Origin of the sequence: Mesorhizobium sp. B2-4-13, from assembly GCF_006658535.1 — a bacterium.
In the GTDB taxonomy this organism is placed as follows: domain Bacteria; phylum Pseudomonadota; class Alphaproteobacteria; order Rhizobiales; family Rhizobiaceae; genus Mesorhizobium; species Mesorhizobium australicum.
Window position 1 is genome coordinate 206869 of record NZ_VFVB01000001.1, and the last position, 19408, is coordinate 226276.

The window sequence follows — 19408 nt, forward strand, 5'->3', positions numbered from 1 at the left end:
TCCACCAACAACGCCTGTAAACTTTCAGGTCTTCCTTGGCAAGGTAACCTTTGCCGGCAACGCGGGACCATTTCCGGGTTCAGTCGAAAGCCGGGCGGATCAAGCCTCGATTTCAAGCGGCGACAATGGCTTGGAACAACAGGCCAGGATGAAGCCATCATCGATCTCATGATCGAGGATGCCGCCATTGTGGCTCATCTCGACGCTGCCGGAGACTTTCTTCACTTTGCAAGTTCCGCACAGGCCGAATTCGCAGGCGGCCGGTATTCGCACGCCCGAGGCGCGCGCCGTCTGCAGCACCGTCTGGCCGGCGACACAGTCGGCGTCGACGTCCGAAAGCGCGAAGCGGATCGGCGTCGCGGCTTCGACGCAAATCGCCGCGCCGTCTTCAGCCGGCGAGGCAAACGGCGCCGGGATTTCCTCCACCGCCGGCGCGGCAAAGCTCTCCTGATGGTACTTTGCCATGTCGAACCCGGCTGCCTCCAGCATGCCGCGCACGGCGCGCATGAAGGGGTCGGGGCCGCAGCAGAAGATTTCGCGTTCGCGGAAATCGGGCGTCAGGAGCGGCAGCCGGATGGCGTCGATGCGGCCCATATGGCCGTACCAGCCCTCGCGGCTCGACCGCTCCTCAATCATGAAGCCGAGCGACAGCCCCGGCATATGGCCGCCGAGCAGTTCGAGTTCCTTGCGAAAGATGATCTCTTCCGGGCGCCGCGCGCAATTGACGAAGCCGACATCGGTCCATGGCGCGCAGTCGTTCAGCCAGCGCAGCATCGACATCATCGGCGTCACGCCCGACCCGGCCGAGATGAACAGGTATTTCGCCGCCGGGTGGCTGTGCAGCGAAAAGTCGCCGCCCGGTCCATAGGCCTTGACGTGCGAGCCGGGCGTCAGGTGATCGAACATCCAGCGTGTGCCGACGCTGCCCGCCTGCGCCTTCACCGTCACCGCGATCGAGAATGGCCGTGACGGCGATGATGACAGCGTGTAGGTGCGCATCAGCGGGCCGTCCGGTGTCGGCAATTCCAGCGTCACGAACTGGCCCGGCTTGTAGCGGAACCAGGTCTGGTTGTCGGAGCGGAAGGTGAAGGTCTTAACGTCGGGCGCCTCGTCGCTGACGCCGGTCACCTCCAGCACCTGCAGCCTGTCGTTCCACGGCGCCATCTGGTCGAGATGGCGATAGAGGCCAAGATCAGTCATGGCGTTCATCCCTGCATACCTTTCATTTTGGGCATGTCGTGATCCCAAAGCCGCTGCACAGTTTTGGCCGACATGCGCTAGGCGACACTGCGCAGAGCGGGCCGGCCGTCTTCGGAAAGCCGTGGGCCGATAAAGCGCGCGTACCAGTCGACGAACTGGATGACGCCGCCCTCGTGCAGCTCCGAATAGGGACCGGGCTCGTAGGCCGGCGACAGGATGCCGAAGGCGTTTTCCTCGACGATGCGGCGGTCCTGGTCGTTGGTCTCGGTCCAGACATGGGTGAGTTCGGCGAGATCGTAGTCGACGCCTTCCACGGCATCCTTGTGGACCAGCCATTTGGTCGTAACCGCTGTTTCCGTGGCGCTGACCGGCAGCACGCGGAACGTCACCGCATGATCCACGAGGATATGGTTCCAGGTTGTCGGGTAGTGATAGTGCATCAGCGTGCCGATCCGGTCGGCCGAGACGCTGTCGGACAGGTTCTTCTTCACCGCCCGCTTGCCGGTCATCGTGTAGCTCTGGGCATCGCGCAGCAGCGGCGCGCGGGTGGCGCGGTATTGTCCGGCCGGGTCGATGCGAAACTTGCTGGGCAGGCCAACAGCTTCGCACTTCGCCCAGTGGGCCAGCATCTCCGGATCGCTGTCGGCGCCTTGCACGCCGGTCACGGTCGGCGCTTCCGGGAAGGTCTTGCACAGCTCAGGATGGTTGCCCGCGCAATGGTAGCATTCGCGGTTGTTTTCCCAGACCAGCTTCCAGTTGCCCTTCTCGATGATCGTGCTCTCGAAGGCGATCTTGGCCTCGCTCAGCCGGTGCGGCTGGAGATAGGGCTCGATCATCGCCCGCATCGGCGCGAAGTCGGCGGGCTCCTTGGCCAGGCAGATGAAGACATAGCCGGCGACGCTTTCGCAGGCGACCGGCTTGAGCCCGAACTGGCTCTTGTCGAACCCATCGGCCATCTGGCGGGCGAACAGCAGCCGGCCGTCGAGTTCGTAGGTCCACTGGTGATAGGGACACACCAGTTTGGCGGCCATGCCCTTGTCGGTGTTGCAGACGCGGCTGCCGCGATGGCGGCAGGAATTGTGGAAAGCGTTGATCTTGCCCTGCTGATCGCGCACCAGCACGACCGGATAGTCGCCGATCTGCACGGTGATGAAGCTGCCCGGCTTGGGCAACTCGCAATCATGGCCGATGAACAGCCAGTCGCGATACCAGATCAGTTCCATGTCAAGCTTGAAGTAGTCCGGGTCGGTATAGAAGGGCTGTTCCAGCGAAAGGCCCTGTCTGCGGCCGTTCAAAAGCCTCAGCATGTCGTTGCGCGCGTCCATGTCCTGTCCTCATTTTCAAGGACTGAACTGGTGGTGATGGAGGAAGGACTGGGCGCAAGCCGGCGAAAGCCGGACAACACCATCCGCCCCTTGACCGCCCACCGCGATCAGTCGAGTTCTAGCGATCTCGGGCTGGTTTCCGGGCTCTGGAGTTGTCCTGGCGGACCATCGCGACACCTTCCCAAGCTTTCGCCCAGTGGTCTCCCGTTGCGACTTGAACTCCACCACCGTTGCGGGGGCAGCGCCGGAATCTGACCGGCTTCCCAATTCTCCGCTCCGTCGTCACGCAGCGGCACCTGAGATCGCTCGATCTAATCACGACAGGGTTTGCGACATCGGCACGAAAGCGACATCGCATCCATGCGGCGCGACACATACGCGGGATCGTCCCGGCGCGGTTGCAGCGGGGGAATCGCCTTTTCTCGCCAGGCGCGCGGGCACCGTTTTCGACCCTCAGCCGGGCCGGAAAAGGGTTAATGGTTTCGAAAAGTGACTATTAGCAGAGTCTAAAATCGAACCGAACGGTTCGTTTCTGTTGACGGTGCGTGCAGGACGGTGTGAACGCCCAGCCTTCCGACACAGTTGGTGATCGGGTCGTGATCTTAGACAACTATTTGATATCAAATGGAAAAATGAGACATGTAGAAGGCGTTGGTACAATTTCAAGTGGTGGAGTCATGGTCCACGCTGAACAACTTCGTGATTGGAAACGGCAAGGGGGCTCTCCCACATCGGGGCTGTCCGAACGACGCGATTTTAATCCCAAGACACGCCGCTAGACGGACGGGAAAAATACTGGAGTACAAAAATGAAAAAGATCATTCTCACTGCCGCCGCCCTTCTGGCTATTTCCGGCAGCGCCTTCGCTAGCAGCGACCATTATGGTTCGAACGCCGCGACCCCCACGGCTACTGTCGACAGCTCCTACACCGCTTCGACCAAGAAGTCGGAGCCGGCTGCCCAGACGCCTGTGACGGGCGCCGACCACAACCTCTTCGGCAACAATTAATAGCCATCCCCGGCACGCGGCGGGTGACCCTGCCGCGCTGGTGGACCCTACAAATTCAGGAGTATTAAAATGAACAAGATCCTCATTGCTGCCGCTGCCGTTCTGGCTCTCTCCGGCAGCGCTTTCGCCGGCAGCGACAACTATGGTTCCAACGGCGCCAACCAGGCTGCTGCCGCTTCGACCGACAATTCGAACACCGCGTCGATCGGCAAGTCGGCTCCGGCCACCTCGGCGCCTGTCCAGCAGGGCAGCGACCGCAACCTCTTCGGCCATTAACGGCCATCCCACGGCCGGTGGGCTCTGGCCCGCCGGCAGCCGGACTTCCAAAATTCAGGAGTACCTAACATGAACAAGATCCTTATTGCTGCCGCCGCCGTTCTGGCCCTTTCTGGCAGCGCTTTCGCCGGCAGCGACAACTATGGCTCCAACGGCGCCAATCAGGCTGCTGCCGCTTCGACCGACAATTCGAATACCGCGTCGATCGGCAAGTCGGCTCCGGCCACCTCGGCGCCTGTCCAGCAGGGCAGCGACCGCAACCTCTTCGGCCACTAATGGCCATCCCACGGCCGGTAGGCTTTTGTCCGCCGGTCTGCGGGACTTCCAAAATTCAGGAGTACCTAAAATGAACAAGATCCTCATTGCCGCCGCCGCCGTTCTGGCCGTCTCCGGCAGCGCCTTCGCCGGCAGCGACAATTATGGCTCCAACGGCGTCAACCAGCCCACCGCTTCGTCGACTGTCAATGTCGATACGTCGCATACAGGTGCGATCCGCAACAGCGATTCGCCTGTCTACAAGCTGCTCAACTCGTCCGGCGACGTGCAGAAGCCGGCCCATCAGGGTGCCGATCGCAATCTCTTCGGCAACAACTAACCAGCCTGTGCAGACAACAAGAGCGGCGGGCCAGGCCCGCCGCTTTTGTTCTTTGCATTACCGGACGGCCGTCTTCAGGCCGCCTTTGCTTCCGCTTCGTGGAGGGCAAAGGAGCGACCATCCGCATCGAAGATATGGAGATCGCCGGCATTGGCGGTCAGCCGCAGCGTCGAGCCGCGCTTGACCTCGACATTGCCCGGCAGCTTGGTCACCAGCGGCAGGTCGGCCCGGCCGATATCGACATAGACCAGCTGGACCTCGCCAAGCTGTTCGAGATAATCGACGGTCCCCTCGAACAGATAATCCGCACCGCTGGCGATCGCGAGATCTTCCGGCCGTACGCCGAAGCTGACCGCCGCTCCCTTTGCCGAAGCAGGTGTCGCGATCGGCACCGTCGCCTTGCGGCCGCCGACATGGCTGACGATGGTCGGATTGCCCGTCTTGTCGACCGTCGCCGGCAGGATGTTCATGGCCGGCGAGCCGATGAACTGGGCGACGAAGAGGTTGCCGGGGTTCTTGTAGAGTTCCATGGGCGTGCCGACCTGCTCGATGTGCCCGTCCTTCAGCACGACGATGCGGTCGGCCAGCGTCATCGCCTCGACCTGGTCGTGCGTGACGTAGATCATGGTCGTGTTGGGCATCGATTCCTTGAGCTTGGCGATCTCGATGCGCGTCGCAACGCGCAATGCGGCGTCAAGGTTCGACAGCGGTTCGTCGAACAGGAACACCTTCGGATTGCGCACGATGGCGCGGCCGATGGCGACGCGCTGCCGCTGGCCGCCCGACATCGCCTTGGGCAGACGGTCGAGATATTTGGTCAGCTGCAGGATCTCGGCGGCTTGCCGAACCCTTTTGTCGATCTCGGCCTTGCTTTCCCCACCGATCTTCATCGAGAAGGCCATGTTGTCGTAGACGGTCATGTGCGGGTAGAGGGCATAGGACTGGAACACCATGGCGATGCCGCGCTTCGAGGGTGGCACGTCGTTGACCACGTGGCCGTCGATCTTGAGTTCACCCGACGTGATTTCCTCGAGCCCGGCGATCGAGCGCAGCAAGGTCGACTTGCCGCAGCCCGACGGGCCGACGAAGACTATGAACTCGCCCGATTTGATGTCGAGGTCGATGCCGTGGAGAATGTTAAGATTGCCATAGGACTTCTTCACTTGTCTCAAATTGACATCGGCCATTGGTTTCCTCCAGTGATTCCTCGGATGTTTCAGCCTATGCGTCCGAACCAGGCGCCATAGCCGCCGAGCTCGACCGACCCGGTGCTCGCCTGCCCGGAGAACCCGTGTCCCGGCAAAGGTTGCAGGGTTCGGTTGCCGAGGTCAACCTTCGCCGGCCTTGCGCCCAGATTGAAGACGCAGACGATCTCCTCATTGCCCGACCGGCGGGTGAAGGCGACGGTGTCGCCCTGGCTTTCGATGAAGGCGATGTCCCCCTTGGCCAGCGCCGGATGGGCGCGGCGGAAAGAAAGAAAGCGCCGGTAATGCTCAAGCAGGGAGGTTTCGTCGCCTTGCTGCACGTTGACCGCCTGCGGCAGATGCTCGGCCGGTACCGGCAACCAGGGTTTTGCCTGGGAGAAGCCGCCATTCCTTGCATTGCCATCCCACACCATGGGCGTGCGGCAGCCGTCGCGGCCCTTGAATTCAGGCCAGAAACGGATGCCGTAGGGATCCTGCAGATCCTCGAAGCGCAGGTCGGCCTCGCCGAGGCCGAGTTCTTCGCCCTGGTAGATGCAGACCGAACCGCGCAGCGACATCAGCAATGCCGAGATGACCTTGAGATAGGCCGACGGGTCCGCCTCGTCGGCGGCCCAGCGCGAGGCCGGTCGCATCACGTCATGGTTGGAAAATGCCCAGCACGACCAGCCATCGCTGGCCACCCGGCCAAAAGCTTCCAGCACCGAGCGGACCTTGGCGGCACTGATCTTTTCCGGCGCCAGGAAGTCGAAGGAATAGCACATGTGCACGCGCTTGCCGCCGGCGGTATAGGCGGCGACCACGTCCAGCCCGCGTTGCGAATCGCCGACTTCGCCGACCGCTGCGGTCGCCGTGTACTCGTCGAGCAGCGCGCGGAAGCGCTCGAGGAAGGCGAGGTTTTCCGGTCGGCTTTTGTCGTAGATATGGTCCTGGTAGTTGTAGGGATTGACCGCCGGCGCCGTCTGGTCGTTGCGCTGTTCCGGCGGCAGCGGCGGGTTGTTTTCCAGCCCCTGGCTGTGGAAGTAAAAATTGATGGTGTCGAGGCGAAAGCCGTCGACGCCGCGTTCCAGCCAGAAGCGGGTGACGTCGAGCAGCGCGTCCTGGACTTCGCGGTTGTGGAAATTGAGGTCGGGCTGCTCGGCCAGGAAATTGTGCAGGTAGTATTGCTGGCGGCTGGTGTCCCATTGCCAGGCCGAGCCGCCAAAGATCGACAGCCAGTTGTTGGGCGGCGTGCCATCGGGTCTCGCATCCGCCCAGACATACCAGTCGGCCTTGGGATTGGTGCGGCTCGAGCGGCTTTCCTTGAACCAGGGGTGGATGTCGGCGGTATGCGACAGCACCTCGTCGATCATCACCTTGAGGCCCAGTCGGTGCGCCTCCGCCGTCAGCGCATCGAAATCCGCCAGCGTACCGAACATCGGGTCGACGTCACAATAATCCGAGACGTCATAGCCGAAATCCTTCATTGGCGATTTGAAGAAAGGCGAGATCCAGATGGCGTCCGCGCCAAGGGCGGCAATGTAGGGCAGCCTGCCGATGATGCCCTTGAGGTCGCCGATGCCGTCGCCATTGGAATCCTGATAGCTGCGCGGATAGATCTGGTAGATCACCGCGCCCCGCCACCAGTCGCGGTCGATGGCGGGGTCTGGTTTCGAAGTCGCCTTCAAAGCCGATTGCATGGTCTCAACCTCCTTTCACCGAGCCGGCCAGCAGCCCGCGGACGAAATAACGCTGCAGCGAGAAGAAGACGATCAGCGGCACGATGATGGTGATGAAGGCCGATGTCGTCAGGATCTCCCAGTTACCGCCACGCGAGCCAAGCAGAGCATTGAGCTTGGCCGTCAGCACGATCTGATCGGGCGCCGTTCCGAGGAAAACCATTGCCACCAGGAGATCGTTCCATACCCACAGGAATTGGAAGATGGCGAAGGAGGCAAGCACCGGGAAGGACAGCGGCAGCACGATCTTGACGAAGATCTCGAAATCGCTGGCGCCGTCGATGCGCGCCGATTCCATGATCTCGCGCGGCAGGCCGGCAATATAGCTTCGCAAGAGGTAGATGGCGAAGGGCAGTCCGAAGCCGGTATGCGCCAGCCAGATGCCGAGGTAGGTCTTGGACGGCACGCCGAAGAACGTGCCGACGCCATTGTAGAGCTTCAGCAGTGGAATGAGCGACATCTGCAGCGGCACCACCAGCAAGCCGATGACGACGGCGATCAGGAGCGCGCGGCCTGGAAAGCGCATCCAGGCCAGTGCGTAAGCCGCAAAGGCCGCGATCAGGATCGGGATGACGGTCGCCGGGATGGTGACCGTTAGCGAATTCATGAAGGAGCGGCCGATGCCTTCGGAAAACAGCACGGTCTGATAATTGTCGGTGGTGAATTTCGGCGGCGCCGACGAAGCGTAGTAGATGCGCTGGCCCCTGTCGCCCTCGAACGCCTTTGGCGAGGCCATGACGAAGCTGCCGTCGGCGTTGATCTGGAGGGTCACGCCGTCACCGAGATCGGCTGATGTGCCGGCAGGATACTGCGTCGGTGCCGCCGCCTTGACGCCGAAGGCGCTTATCGCGCGCTTGGCCCCGTCGCCGAAGATGTTGCCCTGGAGAACGAACTTGCCGTCCTTTTCTATTTGTGTGGAGGCGGCCGGCAGTCGCCCGGCTTCCGTCTGGCTGGAACTGGCGAAGGAATTCCACCAACCCGAGGCGATGATCTGGTCCTTGTCGCGCAGCGACGAGACGAGGATGCCGAGCGTCGGGATGGTCCAGATCACCACGAAGACGAGCACTGCGATATGGACGCCGAAACGGCTGGCGAAGGAATTTCCGGTCGCGACGGCCATCTCAGTGCCCTCCCGTCTCTTTGTTGGCCTGGCGGATGTTCCAGACCATGATCGGAATGACGGCAATCATGATGATGATGGCTATGGTCGCGCCGCGGCCGAAATCGCCGCCGCCGCGGAACATCCAGTCGAACATCAGATTGGCCAGCACCTGGCTGTTCCATTGACCGTTGGTCATGGTCAGGACGATGTCGAACACTTTCAGCACCAGGATGGTGATGGTGGTCCATACCACCGCGATGGTGCCCCAGATCTGTGGCACCATGATCTTCCAGAAGATCTGGAACGGATTGGCGCCGTCTATGACCGCGGCTTCCAGTGTTTCTTCGGGGATGCCGCGCAGCGCCGAGGACAGGATGACCATGGCGAAGCCGGTCTGGATCCAGATCAGGATGACCATCAGGAAGAAGTTGTTCCAGAACGGCAGCGATATCCAGACCTGCGGCTGGCCGCCGAAATACTGGATGATGGCGTTGAGCAGGCCGATCTGGATCTGGCCCTGGCCACGATACTCGTAGATGAACTTCCAGATCACGCTGGCGCCGACGAAGGAGATGGCCAGCGGCAGGAAGATCAGGCTCTTGGCGATCGTTCCCCACCATATTTTGTCGGTGAGCACGGCGATGATCAGGCCGAGGAAGGTGCAGGCCGCCGGCACCACCGCCAGCCACAATATGTTGTTGCGGATGGCGTTTCGCAGATCCGGATCGCGCAGCGCCCATTCATAGTTGGCGAATCCCACGAAACTCGTGCCGCCGCGATCGAAGAAGGACAGCCACAGCGTCGCGATCACCGGATAGACCAGATAGATGGTCAGGATGATCAGCGCCGGACCCACGAACAACCAGGGCCGCACCAATCCCTGCCGGCGCAGATTGTTGACGGCGGCCGTTCCGGACACCCCGCGCGCGGGGAAGATCAGGTCAAGCAGTTTGTTGGCGCCCCAGAAATAGGCGACGCAGCCGCCGACGCCGATGATGATGACGAATATTGCCGAGAAAATCTGAGCCGCCATGGGTCCCTCTCCCTGCGCGTGACCGGCCAGCGATGCTGGCGACCAATGCGCCGACTTTCAGTTATTCGGAACAATCGAAACGCGAAGCTTCCGGCGTGCCCCGCCGGTCGGATCCGGGCCGTAGCCCGAATCCAGTAGCAAGATGAGGAAAGATCAGGTCGCGCCGGAGCGGCCTATTTGATGGCGTCCCAGCTCTTCTGGATGTCGGTGGCGACGTCCTGGGCGGACTTGCCGCCGACCAGATCGATCATGCCAGTCCAGAACGAGCCGGCGCCGACCTTGCCGGGCATGAGGTCGGAGCCGTCGAAGCGCACCGTCGTGGCGCCGACCAGGATCTCGCCCTGCTTCTTCAGCGCATCGCTGCCATAGGCGTCCTTGTTGGCCCCCTTGAAGGGTGTGACGAAGCTCTTCTGTGCCATCCACAATTCATGCGCGAGCGGCATTTGCAGGAACTTGATGAATTCGCGCGATGCCTTGGAATCCTTGGTGATCATCACCAGCGTTCCGGCGACTTCCAGCGGCGTCCCGAGCTCCGGCTTGGAGCCGTAGGGCGGGTAGGGGAAGAAGTCCGCATCCTGGCCAAGCTTCACGCCCTCCGGGAAGAAGGAGGGGATGAACGATGCCTGATGGTGCATGTAGCACTTCGGCGGTACGGTAAAGAGGCCCTTCGGGCTGTCGCGGAAGTCGGTCGCCGCGACCGCCTTGGCGCCGCCGTCGACCATCTTGTCGTCGGTGGCGATCTTGCCGAAGATGTCGATAGCGTTGACCACGGCCGGGTCGTTGAACGGAATCTCGTTCTTCACCCACTTGTCGTAGACTTCGGGAGTCTGCGTGCGCAGCATGATGTCCTCGACCCAGTCGGTCGCCGGCCAGCCCGTCGCGCCGCCCGAACCAAGCCCGATACACCACGGCTTGCCGCCATCGGCGATGATCTTCTTCTCGAGTTCGGCAAGTTCTTCCTGCGTCTTCGGCACCTTGTAGCCAGCTTCCTCGAAATTGTCGGGCGAGTACCAGACCAGCCCCTTCACGTCGATCTTGTAGGGAAAGGCATAGAAGCCCGGCTTGCCGTCCTTGCCGTTGTAAGTTCCGAGCTTGGCCCAGGAGTCGCCGGCGGCGTAATTCTCCTTGACCCAGGCTGCGACGTCGTCGCCGAGCGGGGTCAGCACGCCCTTGGAAGCGAGGTCCTGGATGAGGCCCGGCTGCGGCAGGACGGCGATGTTGGGCGGGCTGCCGGCCTGGGTGTCGATGACGATCTGCTGCTCGTAGTTCTCGGACGAGGAATATTTGACCTCTGCGCCGGTGGCTTCGGAGAAATAATCGAGTACTGACCGGACAAGCGTCTCGTCCTCGCCACGCCACGGTCCGAAGATGGTCAGGGTCTCGCCCTTGAGGTCGACTTTCTTGAGGTCCTCGTAATTCGCCCAGTTGAAGCGCTTGTCCTCGCCCGGCTTGAACTTCAGTTCGGCATGCGCGGGCGCGCTCAGGGCGAATGCGGCAGACGCAACACCCAGCAAAAGCATTTTCTTCATCGGTATTCCTCCCAGTGGGTCATACACACCGGACGGAACCTCCATTCCGCCCGCCGACGCCGCAGGACTGTGACTCAGTCGCAAGGGAACCGCAACCTTTCGAACAGTCTTCCAAAGCGCTTTGGCTTTGTTGATCTCGCCACTGAATCGGACGGGTGTCAAGGGGGAGCAGGAACTAATCGATTTAGTCGCCGTCTGCCAGGGTCCAAAAATTTGCACCGCAACATGCTTTTTCGGCACTGCAGCAGCAATTTTCGTTTCAAACCGGGCCCCGGCACGCTTATGGTCCATGTGGAGTTGGCCACGCCCTTGTGGCGTTTGGGTCGATTCAATTTAAAAGCGCTTTGAGGCAGGGAGGCCTCTCGTGAACCTCAAGCAACTCGCGCATATGCTGGCGCTTTCCCAGACCACGGTAAGCCGGGCGCTGAACGGCTATCCCGAAGTCAACGAGGAAACCCGCAGGCGTGTCATGGACGCAGCCAAGCGCCACGGCTATCGCCCCAATCCGAGTGCGCGCCGGCTGGCCACGGGTAAGTCCGGAATGATCGGCTATGTCCTGCCGACGGGTGCAGCCGTCGACATCGATCCCCATTTCGTCGAATTCCTGTCCGGTCTTGGCGACTATGCCCGCTCGCACGAGCTCGACCTTGTCCTGTCACCGACCGATGCCGATGACCAGGAAACGACCTACCGCCGCATCGTCGCCAACCGGCAGGTCGATGCCGTCTACATCTCTTCGCCGAGGCCGCAGGACAGGCGCGTGGCGCTGGTCAACACGCTCGGCATTCCTTTCATCGTCCATGGCCGCAGCGAGGGCCTGAATTTCGACTATCCCTTTCTCGACATCGACAATGAAGGCGCCTTCCACGAAGCCGCGCGGCTGCTCGTCCAACTCGGCCACCGGCGGCTGGCGCTGATCAATGGCGACGACCGCGAGACCTTTGCCATCCACCGCGAGCGCGGCCTGCGCCGGGCGCTGGCCGCCAGTGGCCTGGCATTGGACGATCGCCATGTCTGCTCGCTCGTCATGACCGAGGAGAACGGCTATCGCGCCGCCCGGCGCCTGCTCGAACAGGAAGGCGCGCCGACGGCAATCGCCTGTTCCAGCCTGATCATGGCGCTCGGTGTCGTGCGCGCGGTGCGCGACCTTGGCCTCAGCATTCCCGGCGACGTCTCGCTGATTGCCCATGACGACGTTTTTCCCTGGCTGAAGCCGGAGAATTTTTCCGTGCCGCTGTCCACGACGCGCTCGTCGATCCGGCTGGCCGGCGCACGCATCGCCGAGCGGCTGGCGGCGCGGATATCGGGACTGGAGGAGGGCGCGCGCGGCGAGGTCTGGCCGGTCGACCTGGTGGTCAGGGGATCGGTCGCCGGCGCGCCGGCCTGACCACTCGCCAGCGGGGTCAATTGCTGGAACGACTTCTGCGCTGCCTCTGCCCGTTGTCTCAGCCCGCGGATTTAAGATGATCGATGAAGGCGCGCAGCTTCGGCAGGACCTGACGCTTGCCAGGATGATAGAGGAAGACGCCAGGTGTCGCGCCGGCAAAGTGTTCCAGCACCGGTTTGAGTTTCCCCTGTTCTATTGCGCCGTCGGCGACAGGCCGAGGCGTCTGCGCCAGGCCGACGCCTTGGATCGCGGCCCCCAGCAAGGTTGGATAGTCATGCGCGATCAGCGGGCCCGAGACGACCGCCTCGATCGCCCCGTTGCCGTCGGCGAAGGACCAGGGTGCGATGGCGCCGTTCGCGCGGCGCAGGCGCAGGCAGGCGTGGTGGCGCAGATCGGTGATCTGTTCTGGCTGGCCGTGGCGCTCGAGATAGTCCGGGCTGCCGACGACCACGAAGGAGAAGGGCGGCGTCAGCCGCACCGCGATCATGTCGGGCGCGATGAACTGGCCCAGCCGGATGCCGGCATCGAATCCGCCGGCGGCGAGATCGACCATCTCGTCGCTGGCGGCGATCTCCAGTTCGATCTCGGGATAGGCCCGGCAGAACGACGCGATCATAGGCTCCAGGATCAGCGGCACGACCGCGCGGGGCACGGACAGTCGCAAAAGCCCGGTCGGCCGCTGGCCGACATCGCGGGCGACCTCGCCCGCGGCCATGATCTCTTCGAAGGCAGGTCCGGCGCGGTCGAGGAACCGCTGGCCAGCCTCGGTCAGGCCGACGCTTCGGGTCGTGCGGGCAAACAGGGCCGCACCGATGCGGGCTTCCAGCGCGCGCACCGCCTGGCTCACCGCGGACGGCGTTACCGCCAGTTCGGCCGCGGCACGGCGGAAGTTACGATGCCGCGCGACGGCCAGGAACACCTCGACCCCGTCCAACGCACCGTGTCGGATTGTGTATCTCTGCTTCATAGGCTGTTCTGATTACAGCGGATGGCCGAACTATGAAAGCAGTCTTAGCTAACGATCGAAGTGTGCGGGACCGCATGGCCACCTGTTGCGAGGAAACCGATGTCAACGCCGATGCTGTTCCAGATCCAACTCGTCCTGGGCTATGTCGCATGGCTGCTTTGCTTCGGTGCATATGGCCTGCCATGGCTGGTCTCGATGGATCGGATGGCGGCGCAACGCGCCATTGCCACGCTGCACAGTTTCCGCTTCTTCGGTCTCGTGTTCCTGCTTCCGGGCGTCGTCGGCCCCAATCTGCCTGCCGGCTTCGCCATGTTCGCTGCCTATGGCGACTTCGCCACCGGGGTGCTGGCCATGCTGGCATTGCTGACGGTCAGAGTTCGCTTGCTCTTCTGGTCGTTCGTCGTCGCCTTTAATCTCGTCGGAATGGCCGACCTCGTCGTCGACTATTACCACGCGGTTCAGGAAGGCCTTCCCGAGCACGCGGAACAGTTGGGAGCCACCTACGCGATCCCCATCATCTACGTGCCGCTGCTGATGATCACGCACATCGCCGCGTTCTGGTTCCTGCTTCGTCCCGGCAAAGCGCCGCGTGAGCCGTCGCTGGCTATTCCTTCGCAGTCCCTGCAGCCTTGATGTCCAGCAGGCCGTAGCCGAAATCATTGTCGCGCCCCTTAAGCCCGAGATCCTTCGCGGTCGCCGCAAGCGCCTTCTCGATGTCGTCGGCCGAGCGGTCGGGCGTGGCATGGATGAGGTTGGCGATGGCGCCGCTGACGATCGCGGCCGCGAACGACGTGCCGGTAACGACATCCGAGCCGGCGCCGCTCGGCGCCACCATCTCGACGCCGGGCGCGGAAATGAACACATAGGCGCCGCGATTGGCCTGCGGCATCAGCGCATCCTTGGCGTCGGTGGCCGTCACGGCGATGACGCCGTCAAAGGCGGCCGGATAGCCGTAGGGCGCCTTCGGCCCGTTATTGCCGGCCGCCGCCACCAGCACCATGCCAAGCGCCCGTGCATTGCGGCAGGCGGTGCCGAGCAGGTCGTTTTTCGGTCCGACGAAGCTCATATTGATGATGCTGACATTCTGGTCCGCCGCCCAGTCGAGCGCCGACAGAATGACGTCCATGGTCGACTTGCCGCCCTCGAAGGCGCGCGCATGGTAGATCCTGGCGCCCGGCGCCATGCCTTCCAGCGGGCCGACGCCGGCAATCAGACCGTCGATCGAAGTGCCGTGGTCGCGCTTTTCGATCGGCACGTCGGGCATGGCGTCGAACTGCGCGGCGATGACGCCGGCAAGCGCCGGATTGCTGTCGTCGATGCCGGTATCGATGACGGCGACGCGCACGTTCTCGCCGCTGGCCTGTTTGGCGTCGAGCGCGATGCGGTCGAAGGCATAGTTGACGATGCCGGCCGCCTGCTGCAGCGAGTAGATGTGGTTGGGCTCGCGGCGCCGCGTGCGGCCGTCGGCGGCAAGCTGCGCCAGCACCACGCCGACAGGGCGGCCATCGGGAATGCCGAAACGCACCAAAGTGGCGCCAAGCAGCCGGGACTGGCGCTGCGAGCGTACTTCTAGGCCGAAGGAAGCGGCGATCTGCTGCACGGCACCGGCATCGCCATCGACCGTCACCAGCACCTCGTCCGGCACGAACTCCCCGGTCACGGCGCGCCGCGACTGGACGGTGATGAGATCGGTCGGCGAGACGATCGGTCCACTGGCTGGCGGGCCGGCCTGGTTGCCCCCGGGGGAAGTCGCGGGCTCCGGCCGTGGTGCCGGCACCGGTGTAGGAGGGGCGGCCGGATTGGGGAAAAGGTCGACGATCAAGGCGGGCAGAAAAACGGCGCTGGCCTGGGCCGCACCCGACCCGCCTTTGGTGGCGCCGCCGTCCTTGACGCAGTCGGCCGCCATTGCATTGGCGTCGTTGCTGCAATCGATTTTGGCCCGCTCGGGATTGCCGTCGTTGGTCTGCGCCGACACAGGCACGGCGGCGATTGTCATCGCCGCCGCAAGGACAGCCGCAAATCGAATGACCGCCTCAGCCGCCATCAACAGGTTTCCTTCCCTCGATCACAGTCTCGGCGAAAGGCTGGGCGGCAATAAGGCTGCGCGCCTTCTCGTAGTCGGCGGCTGTCGTCGCCGGAATGGCGAGCCTGAAGATGCCATCGGCGGTCGGTCCGCCGATGATCTTGAGCTTGTTGGCGTCGAGGAAGACGGCAATGTCGGCCATCCTGGCGTCCGGCTTGAACTTGACCAGCGCAAACGGCAATTTGGCCAGATCGTCTTGTGCGCCGGCGATCTCGAAATTGCCGCCCCTGCCGCCGGGCTGCACCAGCGACTGCACCGCGATCAAGGCCAGCAGAACCGCGGCCGCCGCCCAGGCGACGCCGACCGGCACCGCCATGAAACGGCCCCACGCCTGCGCCAGCCAGGACGATCCGGCCGGCCTGCGTGCAGGCCCGGCCTCCGCGTCCAGCGCCTTGGCGAAGCGGCTGAGCGCATCGGCCGGCGGGCGGATCGCCTCATTGGCCGCCGCCGTACCGGAGAACTCGGCTTCCGCCTCGCCAAGCGCGGCAAGTGCCGAGGGATCGTTGGCCAGCCATTCTTCGACGGCTTCCAGATCCGAACCTTCCAGCGAACCGTTCAGATAGAACGGCAGCAGCGTCTCCATTTCGTCGCGGCGCGACATCTTTTCAGCGGCGCTCATGGCCACCCCCTGTCGTAACCGGCGGCTTTCAGGGCTTCGCCGAGTTTCTTGCGGGCGTAGAACATACGGGTTTTGACGGTCGCGACCGGAATATCGAGCACCTCGGCGATCTCGGTCACCGACTGGCCCTGATAATAGGCGAGGTCGATCACCGTGCGGTGCTCCTCGGGCAGGGCGTCAATCAGGCGGCGCAAGGCGGCGGCCTTATCCTCCTTCATGGTGACGACCTCGGGCGTGTCGGCGCTGTCGGGCACCGCGGCGGCGGCCTCGTCGTCGATCCAGTCTTCCTTCTTCTTGCGCAGCAGCGACAGCGCCTTGAAGCGGGCGATGCCGAGCAGCCACGTCGAGACTTCGGAGCGCCCTTCGAAACCCGGCGCCTGGCGCCACAGTTCGAGAAACACCTCGTTGGCGATATCGTCAGCCATCATTTCCGATCCCGTCTGGCGCGCCACGAAGCGGTAGACCCGCGCGTGGTGACGCATGAACAGGAGCCGCACGGCGGCCCGGTCGCCCTTCGCGACCCGGTCGACAAGCGCGCGATCGGTCGCCGTCGCCGCTGTCATGGCCGGTCGAGCCGCCTGGCTCCTGTTTGCTCTGTCGCCGATCGGTCCAAAAAGGTTCATCCTCCGCCAAGGAATTTCGGGAGGCTAACCGAAGAGCGGGGCGGTTGCCAGAGCATCCCTTCGCCCCGTTTAGGGGGAGAAGGTGCCGGCAGGCGGATGCGGGAGGCGCCAGCCGCTCGATCAGGTGAGAAAAGCCTTCGCCTTCATCGTCGCCGGCACCGGCACGCCGAGCCGGCTCAACACCGTTGGCGCCAGTTGCAGCTGGTCGAGCAGCGTGTCGGCTTCCGGCCCTTTGCCTTGTCCGAAATAATACAGTGCGAAATCCTGCATCTCGTCGTCATGGCCGCCATGGTGACCGCGGTCGGTCTGGCCATGGTCGGCGGTGACCATGACCTCGTAGCCGGCTTCGATCCAGCCCGGCAGGAAGGCCGCCAGCATGCCGTCCATGGCGTAGCAGGCATGGTCCATCTCGTGGCAGTCGTGACCGAAGCGATGGCCCATCGAGTCCAGCGTGCAGGTGTGCAGGATGCCGTAGTCGATGTCATGGCGCCGGGTGAGCATGGTCAGCGTCGCGAACAGGTCGACATCGCTCGGCGTCATCTGGTTCTTGAGATTGTAGCCGGTCATCGTGTGGAAGCGGCCATGCGTGATCGGTCCGCCGGGCTTGTCATATTCCATGTCTTCGACGAGGTCGAAGGGGTAGGAACGGAAGAATTCAGACCAGTAGGAATGGGTAACCGCGCCGGTCCTGCCGCCGGCCTTGCTGACTTCCGAGAAGATATCGGGCTGTCCGACGCGAAACCGGTTTTCGTTGGACAGGATCCCGTGCACCTGCGGCGAAACGCCGGTGTGGATCGAGGCATAGCAGCAGGCCGAGGTCGACGGCAGCACCGAGCGCATCTTCCACACCCGCGCCTCGCCCGATTGCACCCAACCCTCGAGATTGCCCATCAGCCGGCGCCAGTTGCGGTAGGGAACGCCATCGAGGATGATCAGCAGAAGCTTGGATTGGATCGCCACCGGTTACTCCACGCGATTGTCTGTTGAAACGAGTGCGCCGCGTGTCGTTGGGACACGCGGCGCTTTTCAATATGAGACAGATGTCAGGCGTTCAGCCAGCATTCTCCCAGCGCGTACCCATCCATCATTTCGCCGATCGGGTTCTTGACCCATCCGCTGATCTTGTTGGTGGCGGCCGCGTCGATGAACTGGTTGAAGAAGGGCACGATCAGGCCGCCTTCGTCGCGCATCATGACCGCCATGTCGTGGTAGATCGCCTTACGCTTGTCCTGGTCGAGCTCGCCGCGCGCGGTGAACAGCATCTTGTCGAATTCCGGCCGCTTGAAGCGCGTGTCGTTCCAGTCGGCTGTCGAGACGTAACCGGTGGAATACATCTGATCCTGCGTGGCGCGGCCGCCCCAATAGGAGAGCGAGAAGGGCTTCTTGTTCCACACCTCGGACCAGTAGCCATCGCCGGGCTCGCGCTTGATCTCGATCTTGATCCCGGCTTTGGCCGCACTCTGCTGATAGAGCTGGGCGGCGTCGACGGCGCCGGGGAAGGCGACATCGGAGGTACGCAGCAGGACCGAGCCGCTATGGCCCGACTTCTTGTAGAGGGCGGCGGCCTTTTCGGGATCGAATTTGCGCTGCTCGATGGCGGTAAACAGCGGGTAGGCTTCGTTGATGGGGAAGTCGTTGCCCACCGAGCCGTAGCCGCGCAGAATCTTCTCCAGCATTTCCTCGCGGTCCATGGCGAGCTTGAGCGCCATACGCAGATCGTTGCTGTCGAAGGGTGCGGTGTCGCAGAACATGTTGAACGGGTAGTAGCCCTTGCCAGACACGTTCTCGATACTTACGCCGGCAATGCGCTTGACCAGATCGACAACCTTCGGCTCGACGCGGTTGATCATGTGGACCTGACCGCCCTGGAGGGCAGCGAGACGCGCCGTCGCGTCGTTGATGACGACGATCTCGACCTGGTCGGCATGGCCGGCCTTGTCGCCCTGCCAGTAGTTGGCAAAGCGTTCGCCGCCGTGACGCACGCCCGGCTGGTTGACGGTGACCTTGTACGGACCGGCGCTGATGCCGGCATTCGGGTTGTCCTTGCCGCCATTCGGCTGGATGACGAGATGGTAGTCGGCCATCAGATAGGGGAAGTCGGCGTCTGCATCGCCGAGCGTGACGATCACTTCCTTGCCGCTCGCCTTGACGCCCTTGATGTTCTTGAGGATGCCGAGTGCGCCCGACTTCGACTTCTCGTCGGCATGGCGCTCGATGGTGGCGGCAACGTCTTCGGCGTTTACCGTCTTGCCATTGTGGAATTCGATGCCGTCACGGACCTTGATCGTCCACGTCTTGGCGTCCTTGGAAGCGCCGATGTCTTCGGCGATCAGGTTTACCAGCTTGTTGTCTGGGCTTAGCCGGGCAAGATACTCGCCCCACTGCTTGCTGAAACTGTAGGTGACCTGGCTGAGGTTCAGGGCAGGGTCTAGGCTGTTGGTCGATTCACCGCCCTGCAGGCCGGCCTTGATGATGCCGCCCTTGACCGGACTCTGCGCGAAGGCCCTCCCCGCCAGCGTCGTTGCCAGCGCGGCGGACACGCCAAGCGCCGCGGTGCGGCCAAGAAAGTCGCGACGCGATATCCGGCCCTGGCCAGCGAGATCGGCGAGATGATCGAGTTCAGTCTTCATGTCCTACCCCTTGTTGAAAACAACGTCCCACCAGTGGCGCCCGTCCAAAGGACGTGTGGCGCCCTAGTGTTGCATGCGGATGACGATCGCCATCTCCCCTGGCTTGCGGA

19 protein-coding genes and 1 riboswitch are annotated in these 19408 nt (G+C 63.1%); of the genes, 6 read left to right on the forward strand and 13 right to left on the reverse strand.

The genetic code is table 11. The features are described from left to right. Positions 1-99: 99 nt before the first annotated feature. Both FJ936_RS01080 and FJ936_RS01085 read right to left on the reverse strand, forming a co-directional pair. The gene (locus tag FJ936_RS01080) at positions 100-1200 is read right to left on the reverse strand and encodes a hybrid-cluster NAD(P)-dependent oxidoreductase (RefSeq protein ID WP_141906028.1); all 1101 of its coding nucleotides are present in this window, start codon (positions 1198-1200) and stop codon (positions 100-102) included. A 77-nt stretch (positions 1201-1277) separates the two neighbouring features. Continuing rightward, on the reverse strand, positions 1278-2525 hold the full coding sequence (locus FJ936_RS01085; RefSeq protein WP_140788561.1) for an aromatic ring-hydroxylating dioxygenase subunit alpha: 1248 nt from the start codon (positions 2523-2525) through the stop codon (positions 1278-1280). 112 nt (positions 2526-2637) lie between these two features. Further along, positions 2638-2840, reverse strand: a riboswitch (cobalamin riboswitch). Between the two features lie 493 nt (positions 2841-3333). Here FJ936_RS01085 and FJ936_RS01090 point away from each other — a divergent pair. The 4 genes from FJ936_RS01090 to FJ936_RS01105 all read left to right on the forward strand — a co-directional run bounded on the left by FJ936_RS01090 (position 3334) and on the right by FJ936_RS01105 (position 4405). Then, a complete protein-coding gene (locus tag FJ936_RS01090; RefSeq protein ID WP_015314343.1) occupies positions 3334-3534 on the forward strand; it encodes a DUF680 domain-containing protein in 201 nt (66 codons plus the stop codon). A 69-nt stretch (positions 3535-3603) separates the two neighbouring features. Beyond that, positions 3604-3810 (forward strand): DUF680 domain-containing protein, encoded by a 207-nt coding sequence (locus FJ936_RS01095; protein ID WP_015314342.1) that lies wholly within the window; start codon positions 3604-3606, stop codon positions 3808-3810. A 69-nt stretch (positions 3811-3879) separates the two neighbouring features. Next, positions 3880-4086, forward strand: a complete 207-nt coding sequence (locus tag FJ936_RS01100; protein WP_015314342.1) for a DUF680 domain-containing protein — start codon at positions 3880-3882, stop codon at positions 4084-4086. 70 nt (positions 4087-4156) lie between these two features. Further along, a complete protein-coding gene (locus FJ936_RS01105; protein ID WP_015314341.1) occupies positions 4157-4405 on the forward strand; it encodes a DUF680 domain-containing protein in 249 nt (82 codons plus the stop codon). A 74-nt stretch (positions 4406-4479) separates the two neighbouring features. On the opposite strand, the gene ugpC is transcribed toward FJ936_RS01105, so the two are convergent. The 5 genes from ugpC to FJ936_RS01130 all read right to left on the reverse strand — a co-directional run bounded on the left by ugpC (position 4480) and on the right by FJ936_RS01130 (position 10989). Then, positions 4480-5592, reverse strand: a complete 1113-nt coding sequence (gene ugpC / locus FJ936_RS01110) for a sn-glycerol-3-phosphate ABC transporter ATP-binding protein UgpC (RefSeq protein WP_015314340.1) — start codon at positions 5590-5592, stop codon at positions 4480-4482. Positions 5593-5621: 29 nt separating this feature from the next. Then, positions 5622-7286 carry an alpha-glucosidase gene (locus FJ936_RS01115; RefSeq protein WP_015314339.1) on the reverse strand — a complete coding sequence of 555 codons (1665 nt, stop codon included), beginning with the start codon at positions 7284-7286 and terminating at the stop codon, positions 5622-5624. A gap of 4 nt (positions 7287-7290) precedes the next feature. Then, positions 7291-8445, reverse strand: coding sequence for a carbohydrate ABC transporter permease (locus tag FJ936_RS01120; protein WP_140788562.1), 1155 nt, complete (start codon positions 8443-8445; stop codon positions 7291-7293). Position 8446: 1 nt separating this feature from the next. Next, positions 8447-9460, reverse strand: a complete 1014-nt coding sequence (locus FJ936_RS01125) for a sugar ABC transporter permease (RefSeq protein ID WP_015314337.1) — start codon at positions 9458-9460, stop codon at positions 8447-8449. Between the two features lie 173 nt (positions 9461-9633). Continuing rightward, positions 9634-10989 (reverse strand): ABC transporter substrate-binding protein, encoded by a 1356-nt coding sequence (locus tag FJ936_RS01130; RefSeq protein ID WP_140615090.1) that lies wholly within the window; start codon positions 10987-10989, stop codon positions 9634-9636. Positions 10990-11353: 364 nt separating this feature from the next. On the opposite strand from FJ936_RS01130, the gene FJ936_RS01135 reads away from it, so the two are divergent. Further along, complete coding sequence (locus FJ936_RS01135) at positions 11354-12376, forward strand: substrate-binding domain-containing protein (RefSeq protein ID WP_140788564.1); 1023 nt, start codon at positions 11354-11356, stop codon at positions 12374-12376. 58 nt (positions 12377-12434) lie between these two features. Here FJ936_RS01135 and FJ936_RS01140 read toward each other — a convergent pair whose 3' ends face one another. Continuing rightward, positions 12435-13343 carry a LysR family transcriptional regulator gene (locus tag FJ936_RS01140; RefSeq protein WP_140788566.1) on the reverse strand — a complete coding sequence of 303 codons (909 nt, stop codon included), beginning with the start codon at positions 13341-13343 and terminating at the stop codon, positions 12435-12437. Between the two features lie 99 nt (positions 13344-13442). Between FJ936_RS01140 and FJ936_RS01145 the strand changes: the two genes are divergently transcribed. Further along, on the forward strand, positions 13443-13976 hold the full coding sequence (locus FJ936_RS01145) for a hypothetical protein (protein WP_141906029.1): 534 nt from the start codon (positions 13443-13445) through the stop codon (positions 13974-13976). Here the strand turns inward: FJ936_RS01145 and FJ936_RS01150 are convergent. The 5 genes from FJ936_RS01150 to FJ936_RS01170 form a co-directional block, all read right to left on the reverse strand. After that, positions 13948-15387 (reverse strand): S8 family serine peptidase, encoded by a 1440-nt coding sequence (locus tag FJ936_RS01150; protein WP_140788569.1) that lies wholly within the window; start codon positions 15385-15387, stop codon positions 13948-13950. The genes FJ936_RS01145 and FJ936_RS01150 overlap by 29 nt on opposite strands. Continuing rightward, the gene (locus tag FJ936_RS01155; RefSeq protein ID WP_140788571.1) at positions 15377-16045 is read right to left on the reverse strand and encodes an anti-sigma factor; all 669 of its coding nucleotides are present in this window, start codon (positions 16043-16045) and stop codon (positions 15377-15379) included. Before FJ936_RS01155 ends, FJ936_RS01150 begins: the two co-directional genes overlap by 11 nt. Next, on the reverse strand, positions 16042-16608 hold the full coding sequence (locus tag FJ936_RS01160) for a sigma-70 family RNA polymerase sigma factor (protein WP_140788572.1): 567 nt from the start codon (positions 16606-16608) through the stop codon (positions 16042-16044). Before FJ936_RS01160 ends, FJ936_RS01155 begins: the two co-directional genes overlap by 4 nt. 180 nt (positions 16609-16788) lie before the next feature. Then, positions 16789-17628: an alkaline phosphatase family protein gene (locus tag FJ936_RS01165; protein WP_140788574.1), complete on the reverse strand. Its 840-nt coding sequence runs from the start codon at positions 17626-17628 to the stop codon at positions 16789-16791. An 83-nt stretch (positions 17629-17711) separates the two neighbouring features. Then, a complete protein-coding gene (locus FJ936_RS01170) occupies positions 17712-19298 on the reverse strand; it encodes an ABC transporter substrate-binding protein (protein ID WP_140660084.1) in 1587 nt (528 codons plus the stop codon). Between the last annotated feature and the right edge of the window lie 110 nt (positions 19299-19408).